Below are 7,842 nucleotides of genomic sequence, written 5' to 3'. Positions count from 1 at the left end.
GGGCGGCGCGCAAGGGCCGGGCGGCGCGGACGCGTCCGGCGCCGCGGGCGGCACCGGCGCGAGCGCCCTCTCGAGCTTCATCAAGCAATTGCAGGCGCTGCAATCCCGCCAGCAGGCGAGCGGCTACGGCGCCGGCGGGGGCAGCCCCGCCCAGAGCAGCGCCGGCGCGGCGGTGTTCGACTTCCGGGCCTGAGGCCGGCCCGCGGGTCGCGGCGAGCCGCAAGGGACCGCGCGCCCCGCCGGGGCCCGGGGCCGGCGGCGCGTGGCAGCCGGTCCGTCGGCGGGGCCGCTAGCGGGCGAGCTCGCGCAGGCCGAGCCGGATCAGGGTCTTGGCCTCCGCCCCATCGCCCGCGCCCTGGAGCGCGGCCGCGATGGCGGCCGAGGCCTGGATCTGCGGGTAGCCGAGGTTGACGAGGGCCGAGATCGCGTCCGCCACCGGCTGGGGCGCCGTGCGGGCCTCGACCGCGCCGGTGAGCTGGATCAGGGCCGGGTCGACGGGCGCGAAGGCCGGCGCCTTGTCCTTCAGCTCGGCCACGAGGCGGGCGGCGAGGCGCGGGCCGACGCCCGGCGCGCGGGCGACGGAGCCCTTGTCGCCGGTGGCGATGGCGGTGGCGAGATCCCCGGGCTCCAGCACCGAGAGCACGCCGAGGGCCACCCGGGTGCCGACCCCCTGCACGGTCTGGAGCAGGCGGAACCACTCGCGCTCCGGGTCCGAGCGGAAGCCGTAGAGGCGGATCATGTCCTCGCGCACGTGCGTCTCGATGGCGAGCTCCGCCGCCTCGCCGGTCGCGGGCAGGCGCTGGAGGGTGCGGGCCGAGCAATGCACCACGTAGCCGACCCCGTGCACGTCGAGGATGACGAAGTCCTCGCCGTAGGAATCCACCACCCCCTTCAGCTTGCCGATCATCGCGTCGCCGTCTCTCGGATCGTCCGCCGGGGCCCGCGCCCAACCTTGAGCGCGGCGGCGGTTCATGGGATCAGGTCCGGCCCATATCGACCGCCGCCCCGACCCACAAGGTGACCCGATGCAGCGCGCGACCGCGCTGGCCTGGCTCTGCCTCGCCCTCGCACCCCCCGCCTCCGCGCAGGAGGCCGCGCCTCCGACGGCGCCGGTGACGGACCCGACCCAGGTCCGCCCGGGCCGCTACGTCCTGGATCCCGCCCACGGCCGGATCACCTGGTCGCTCAGCCATTTCGGCTACTCGACCTATTACGGGCAGATCACCGGCGTCGCGGCGGCCCTCGACCTCGACCCGAGGACGCCCGCGCAGAGCCGGGTCACGGCGCGCATCGGCGCGGAGGGCTTCGACGCCCTCGACGCGGAGCTGAACCGCACCCTGCGCGGCCCGGACTTCCTCGACGCGGTCCGGTTCCCGGCCGCGACCTTCGCGAGCCGGGTGGTGGAGCCCACCGGCCCGACGACGGCCCGGATCCAGGGCGACCTCGACCTGCGGGGCGTGACGCGGCCGGTCGTCGTCGACGCCACCTTCACGCAGGCCGGCCTCCACCCGCTCGACCGCCGCTACACGGTGGGCTTCGAGGGCCGGGCGGTGCTCCGGCGCTCCGAATTCGGCCTCGGCGCGTTCCTGCCGGCCCTCGGGGACGAGGTGACCCTGCGGATCGAGGGGGAGTTCAAGGCGGAGGCGCCCTGAGGCGGCGCGACGCGGGGTCCGGCGGATCGTCCGCGGGGCGAGCCGCCCGCGGGATCACGCGCCGGCGTCCACCACCCCGCCGATCAGGTTGCGCCCGAGCAGGAACTCCGCCGTGAACTCCGTGCGCCGCAGGGGCTCGCGCGCCACGGCGGGCCGCAGGGCCTCGGCCTCGGCGCGGCGGGCCGCCACGGCCTGCGCCAGGGTGACGGCCCGGAAGCCGATTCGCGTCCCGGCCTGGGCCTGGGCGAGGCGGCCGAGGTCGGGCCCGATCACGGTGGCGATCTTCGGATAGCCCCCGGTCGACTGCCGGTCGGCCATGAGGACGATGGGGCGTCCCTCCCCGGGCACCTGGATCGCCCCCATGGCGATGCCGTCCGAGACGATGTTGTAGCCGCGGGCGTGGCGCAGGGGCGTGCCGTCGAGGAAGCAGGCCATGCGGTCGCCCCGGGGGGTCACGGTCCAGGGCCCGGACAGGAAGGCCGCGACCTGGTCCTCGGCGAAGAAGTCGTCCTGTGGCCCGAGCACGACGCGGATCCGCTCCGGCGGCCGGTCGAGCCAGGGCGCCAGGAGGGCGTGCGGCTCGGCCGGGCCCGGCCGGGGATCGGCGACCCGCAGGCGGTCGCCGGGCCGCAGGGCTCGGCCCTCGAGACCGCCGAAGCCCGAGCGGGTGTGGGTGGCGGTCGAGCCGAGCATCGGGGCGACGTCGAGGCGGCCGGCGACCGCGAGGTAGGTCCAGGCGCCGGAGCGCCCGGCCCGCACGCGCAGGGCGGCGCCGGGCTCGAGGGTGACGGCGACGGCGGGCGGCAGGGGCGCGCCGTCGAGGCTCAGGCGCATGTCGCCCCCCGCGAGCGCGACGCCGACGGGGCCGCCCTCGGCGGTGAGCTCGATCCCGCCGAGGGAGATCTCGATCGCGGTCGCCCCCGCCTCGTTGTCGAGCGCCCGGTTGGCGGTGGCGTGGGCGAGCGGGTCCATGGGCCCGGCCGCGGTGATCCCGTAGCGCAGGTAGCCGTGGCGCCCGCCGTCCTGGATGGTCGCCCCCGGCCCCGCCGAGAGGATGCTGAGGGAGGCCGCGCTCATGCCGCCTCCCGGGTCGCCACCGCCTCGCCGGCGGCGGCCCGCCGGTCGAGGTCCGCGAAGGTGGCGGCGTCCACCGCCGCGAACCGGAGCGTGTCGCCGACCGCGACCGGGAACGGCGCGTCGCGGCCCGGGGCGTAGAGCCGCTCGGGCGTGCGCCCGACCACGTACCAGCCGGTGGGCATCGGGAAGGTGCCGACCGCCGCGAGGCCGCCGCCGATCAGGAGGGCGTTCGGGGGGTGGGGCGGCCGGGGCGTCGCCCGCCGGGAGACCGCGAGGGCCTCCGGCAAGCCGCCGAGATAGGCGAAGCCGGGGGCGAAGCCGTACATGTAGACCCGGTACTCCGCTCCGGCATGGAGGGCGGCGACCTGCGCGGGCGCGAGGCCGGTCGCCTGCGCCACCGCGCCGATGTCCTCGGCGAGGACCGGGTCGTAGCAGCAGGGCAGGGTCCACCGGGCCGCGCCCGGGCGGCCCGCCGCCGGCCGGGCGGCGAGGTCGCGCACCCGGCCCGCCAGCGCCTCGCGGTCGAGGACGAGCGGGTCGTAGTGGATCATCAGCGAGCGGTAGGTCGGCACGGTCTCGCGCAGGCCCTCCGGGGCGGCCGCCCGCAGGGCGTCGTCGAGGGCCAGCACGCGGTCGCTGATGGCCGGATCGACCGTGTCGCCGAACTCGGCCACCAGGGCGGCCTCGCCGGCGTCGCGCAGGCGCGGGGCCGCCATCACGCGGCGGCCCGGAACGGCGCGAGGCGCACGCCCGCCCCCTCGAGGCGCGCCCGCACCGCGCGGGCGGTCGCGACCGCGTGGGCGGAATCGCCGTGGACGCAGACCGAGCGGATCGGCGTCGCCAGGCGCCGCCCGCTGGCGGCGATGATCGCGCCCTCCTGCACCATCGCCAGGACCCGGTCGGCGGCGGCGTCCTCGTCCACCACCATGGCGCCGGGCTGCCCGCGGGGAATCAGGTGGCCGGCCTCGGTGTAGCCGCGGTCGGCGAAGATCTCCTGGTGGACGTCGAGGCCGACCGCCTCGCCGGCCGGAACCTGCGCGGTGAGCGCGATGGCGAGGAGCGACAGGCCCGGATCGACCGCCTTCACGGCGCGGGCGATGGCGTCCGCCACGTCGCGCTCCGCGGCCGCCAGGTTGGCGAGGGCCCCGTGCGCCTTGACGTAGGTGACGCGGTGGCCGGCATAGGCCGCCAGGGCCTGCGCGGCCCCGACCTGGTAGGCCACGAGGCGCTCGACCTCGGCCGGCGTGAACGGCATCACCCGGCGGCCGAAGCCGTAGAGGTCGGGATAGCCCGGATGGGCCCCCACGGCGACGCCGCGCTCGCGCGCGATGGCGAAGGCGCGGGCCATGATCTCGGGGTCGCCGGCGTGCAGCCCGCAGGCGACGTTCGCCGAGGTGACGACCTCCAGCATCGCGGCGTCGTCGCCGCAGCGGTAATCGCCGAAACCCTCGCCGAGGTCGGAGTTGAGGTCGATGGTGAGCATGGGGGCTCCCGAAGCGTCAGGCCGGCGGCCCGGGGCCCCGCCGGGGCGGGAGCGGGCCGTGTCGTGCGCCACGATACAGCAACCGGCCCCGAGAGGGACCGCCCGGGCGACGCCCGCGTCCCGCCGGGGACGGCCCGCCCCGCCTCAGAGCGCGAGCGCGTTGCGGGCGAGCCAGAGCACGCCCCAGCCGACGAGGCCGAACCAGGCCAGCACCGCCGGGATGCCGACCGCGAGGGTCAGCACCATGGCGGCGCTGCGCAGCCTGCTCCCCCCTGGCACGCGGGGCGGCGCCGGCACGCCCGCGGCAGCACCATTCGTGTCGGATTGGGTCAAGCTCGCCTCCTCCCGGTGTGACCGCGGGGGAGCGTCGCAAGGCGCGGGCCCCGCCTCAGCGGGACGGGGCACCCGCGTCCGGCAGGGCCGCGAAGGTGGCGCGCGGGCGCAGGCCGAACCACCAGCTGTCGATGCGGCGCTCCAGGACCGGCCTGAACCCGGCCCGCTCGCACTCCCGCAGGGCCTGGCCGCCCGCGAAGGTCAGGATGTGGCGCGCGCCCCGGTTGAGGCCGCGCTTGGCGATGAGGGCCGTCGCCGCCGCCCCGATGCCGAGGCCCCGGTAGGCGACCGGCGTGTAGGCGCCCGCCAGGAGCGCCTCGCCCGGCTCCAGGAGCGGGTAGGCCCCCAGGGCCTGGATCTCGGCGTTCTGGTCGGCCCCCAGGAGCCACTGCACGTGGCAGGGCGCGCCGCTGCGGCCGTCGATGGCCACGAAGCCCGTCGCGATGCCGGCCCGCAGCTGCGCGCGCCGCAGGGCGATCGCCTCCCGCTCCTCGGGCGTCAGGCCGGGCTGGTAGATGGAGAACATCTGCGCCGAGGCGTCGCTCGCGATGGCCTCGCGGACGCTGATCGGGATCGCCGCCTCGGGCGAGGGGTGCGGCACGTGGAGGTCGCGGCGCAGGCCGATGTCGGTGCGGCGCTCGCGCAGCCAGGCCGTGCGCAGGCCCCGCGCCGGCCCGGCCTCGGCGCGGGCGCGGGCCGGTCCGAGCGGCTGCGGGAGCGGAAGCGGAAGGGTGGGCATGACCGGCCTCCGGGTCTGATGGCGGCCGCTCCTCGGTCCCCGGCTCTGCGACCAAGCCGGGCATCCGGGTTAAACGCAGCCCTTGGTTGCGATCCCGCACGCAAGCAGCAGGCCGCCGTCCCGCGGGCCGATCGCCCCGGATCGTGCCGGAACGGCACAAGATCCCGCTGCCGGAGGGTCAGCCCGCGTCCCGATCCCGGACGGTTTCGCCCCCGCGGCGCGGGCGCGCCAGGCTCGAGAGCCGCGCGAACAGGGCGCGCAGGCGCGACGCGACGGCGTAGCCGGCGATGCAGGCGTGGCCGAGGGGACGGGTCGGGATCGTCGCGCGGTGAAGGGGGAGCGTCGCGTCGCAATACTCCGCCTTGTAGGCCTCGTTGCCGATGCCGAAGTCGAACGAGGAGAGGCCGGCCTCGTGGCTCCAGCGGATCAGGGCGTCGTGCAGGAGGCCGCCCGGGGAGAAGCGCTGCCAGCCGTCCGCGTAGGCCGTGACGAGCATGTAGAACCGGCCCTCGAAGACGAGGCCCCAGTGGCAGGCCGCGAGGGTGCCGCCCACCGTCAGGGCGGAGAGGTGCGCGGGGGCGGGTCGCGGCAGGCACCGGGTCGCCGCGGCGTAGAAGGCGCGCAGCCCCGGCCGGTCCCGGAAGCCCGGGGCGTCCATCTCGGCGAGCTGCCGGGACTTGTCGCGCAGGACGCTCGCCAGGAGTGTCTCGGCCTCGGCCTGCGTCCGCGCCACCATCAGGGCGACCGGGCCGATCTTCTCGAGCTGCTTGCGATGGCGGGCGCGGCTGCGGCGGCGCGGCATCCGGGCCTCGAGCTCGGCGCGGGACGCCGGCAGGCGCATGACGTGGCCGGCCTCGCCCCGGGCCGCGGCGGCAAGATGCATCAGCGGATTGGCGATGCCCCCGGCCTCGGCCGGCATCTTGTCGAGGAGGGCGAGGTCGAAGGCCGGCAGGGCCGCCACGACGGCGGCCCAGATCCCGGCCGCCTCGGCGGCATCGAGGCCCGCGGCCGGCTCGAACAGGACCGGCAGGTTGTAATCCGCCACGCCGCCGTCGAGGAAGGCCAGCACGCGCACGCCCCAGCGCCGCTCGATGCCGAGGGCGAGGAGCAGCACCGGCGCGTCGAGACCGTCGAACACGCCGACGAACCAGGGCCGCACCCGCCGCGCCGGCCCGATCGTCGCGAGCCAGACCTCGAGCACGTCGGCGCACTGGAAGACGTGGCAGCGGGCCGCGCCGACCCGGTCGCTGCGCGGCCAGTGCTCGGCGAAATCGGCCAGGCTCCGGCTCGCCCGGACCCGGAACGCCGGAGCGGGGGCATCGACCCGGCTCTCCCCTCGCACCGCCACCATGCACCCTGCCACTCCGATCGATCCCGCGCCGCCGGCGGGCCCGGTCCGCCACCCGACCCCGCGCGGCGCGGGACGCGGCCGGGTCCACAACCCACTACCCGCCCGCCGCGGTCGGATTCAATGCCGGCGAGGAGCCGCCCCGCCGGGCAGGGGCGGATCGCTGCCCCGGGCCGGCGCCCGGCCCGCCCGTGTGCCGGCCGACAGCGGTCGCCGCGGGAGGGGCCCGGGCCGGCCCGGGACGCGGGCTCGGTCCGCGTCAGGGCGGCGGGCGCCGCGTCATCGCGGCGACCGGCATCAGGAGGGAGGCGTGCGGCCCGGGGGCCAGCGCGCCCTCCCGCAGCCCTTCGAACGGGCTCGGTCGCTCCGGCGCCGGGGCGGGCCCCGGCGGCTGCGGCTGCGGCCTCCTCGCCGGGGCCGGCTTCGACCGGGCGGCGAGCGCCAGGACGCTGAACCCCACGAGGCCCGCCGCCCCGGCGCAGACGCCGTGCCAGCTCGGACCCGGCTGGGCCATGAGCACCATGAGGCCGCCGAGCGCCGCGCCCTTGGCGGGAAGGCTGGCGCGCATGTTCTCTCCTCCGGGCGACGACGCGATCCGGAGCGAGCCGGAAACGTGCGAATCTTTCGTTCCCGGCTTCCCTCGGGGAATGGCAGTTTCCGGGATCGCGGACGCGGCTCGCGAGACGACACGTCACCTTCCAGGGAATTGGCCTCTCCCGCTTCCCGCAGCCCGCTCTTCGATAATCCGGCGGCCCCGACTTCGGCTGCACCCGTCTTTCCCGCACGGGGCGTCCCGCGCACCCGGCATGCCCGTCAGAGCCTGCGCCGCCGCGCAGGGCCCGCCCGGCCGCGGCGCGCGGGGCCGGCGGTGCGGCCGATGCGGCGGATGCTTAATTTTCTGTTGCACACGCGTGGACGCCGCCGGGTCCGCTGGCTAAGGTCGGGGCCTCGCCGGAGGTGCAGCCATGTTGGACGGAGTGCGCCAGCGCATCGGACTCGGCCTCCTGCTCGGCGTGCTCAGCGCTCCGCCTGCGCTCGCGCAGCAGGACGCGCGACCATGGACCGATCCGCCGGCCCGGCCCGCCGAGACGGCGCCCGCGCCCGCCCGCGCCGTCGCGGCCAAGCCTGCACCCGCCCGCGCCGTCACGGCGAAACCCGCGCCCGCCCGCGGCGTCGCGGCGAAACCCGCGCCAGCGCCCGTCAGGGCGGC

At 77.3% G+C, this 7,842-nt stretch carries 9 protein-coding genes and 2 pseudogenes; 3 read left to right on the top strand and 8 right to left on the bottom strand.

Translation table 11 applies throughout. The annotated features are described in order from the left end of the window. A pseudogene (locus DT057_RS35780) lies at positions 1 to 193 on the top strand (hypothetical protein); the annotation flags it as partial. Between the two features lie 96 nt (positions 194 to 289). Here the strand turns inward: DT057_RS35780 and ruvA are convergent. Beyond that, the gene (gene ruvA, locus DT057_RS33100; protein ID WP_128566270.1) at positions 290 to 907 is read right to left on the bottom strand and encodes a Holliday junction branch migration protein RuvA; all 618 of its coding nucleotides are present in this window, start codon (positions 905 to 907) and stop codon (positions 290 to 292) included. 118 nt (positions 908 to 1,025) lie between these two features. On the opposite strand from ruvA, the gene DT057_RS33095 reads away from it, so the two are divergent. Continuing rightward, positions 1,026 to 1,652 (top strand): YceI family protein, encoded by a 627-nt coding sequence (locus DT057_RS33095; RefSeq protein WP_128566269.1) that lies wholly within the window; start codon positions 1,026 to 1,028, stop codon positions 1,650 to 1,652. Between the two features lie 54 nt (positions 1,653 to 1,706). On the opposite strand, the gene DT057_RS33090 is transcribed toward DT057_RS33095, so the two are convergent. From DT057_RS33090 to DT057_RS33060, 7 genes are all read right to left on the bottom strand, one after another. After that, positions 1,707 to 2,729, bottom strand: coding sequence for a 5-oxoprolinase subunit C family protein (locus DT057_RS33090; RefSeq protein ID WP_128566268.1), 1,023 nt, complete (start codon positions 2,727 to 2,729; stop codon positions 1,707 to 1,709). Continuing rightward, a complete protein-coding gene (locus DT057_RS33085; RefSeq protein WP_128566267.1) occupies positions 2,726 to 3,445 on the bottom strand; it encodes a 5-oxoprolinase subunit B family protein in 720 nt (239 codons plus the stop codon). Before DT057_RS33085 ends, DT057_RS33090 begins: the two co-directional genes overlap by 4 nt. Next, positions 3,445 to 4,212: a 5-oxoprolinase subunit PxpA gene (locus DT057_RS33080; protein WP_128566266.1), complete on the bottom strand. Its 768-nt coding sequence runs from the start codon at positions 4,210 to 4,212 to the stop codon at positions 3,445 to 3,447. Before DT057_RS33080 ends, DT057_RS33085 begins: the two co-directional genes overlap by 1 nt. 144 nt (positions 4,213 to 4,356) lie before the next feature. After that, positions 4,357 to 4,545 carry a hypothetical protein gene (locus tag DT057_RS33075; RefSeq protein ID WP_128566265.1) on the bottom strand — a complete coding sequence of 63 codons (189 nt, stop codon included), beginning with the start codon at positions 4,543 to 4,545 and terminating at the stop codon, positions 4,357 to 4,359. A gap of 55 nt (positions 4,546 to 4,600) precedes the next feature. Next, positions 4,601 to 5,284, bottom strand: coding sequence for an N-acetyltransferase (locus DT057_RS33070; protein ID WP_128566264.1), 684 nt, complete (start codon positions 5,282 to 5,284; stop codon positions 4,601 to 4,603). A gap of 178 nt (positions 5,285 to 5,462) precedes the next feature. Beyond that, positions 5,463 to 6,635: a GNAT family N-acetyltransferase gene (locus DT057_RS33065; RefSeq protein WP_128566263.1), complete on the bottom strand. Its 1,173-nt coding sequence runs from the start codon at positions 6,633 to 6,635 to the stop codon at positions 5,463 to 5,465. A 256-nt stretch (positions 6,636 to 6,891) separates the two neighbouring features. Continuing rightward, positions 6,892 to 7,200 carry a hypothetical protein gene (locus DT057_RS33060; protein WP_128566262.1) on the bottom strand — a complete coding sequence of 103 codons (309 nt, stop codon included), beginning with the start codon at positions 7,198 to 7,200 and terminating at the stop codon, positions 6,892 to 6,894. Between the two features lie 397 nt (positions 7,201 to 7,597). Between DT057_RS33060 and DT057_RS36290 the strand changes: the two are divergent. Then, positions 7,598 to 7,842 (top strand): annotated as a pseudogene (locus DT057_RS36290) (hypothetical protein); the annotation flags it as partial.

Origin of the sequence: Methylobacterium crusticola (genome assembly GCF_003574465.1) — a bacterium.
Classification (GTDB): Bacteria; Pseudomonadota; Alphaproteobacteria; order Rhizobiales; family Beijerinckiaceae; genus Methylobacterium; species Methylobacterium crusticola.
This window is presented reverse-complemented; position numbering and strand designations above follow the sequence as displayed.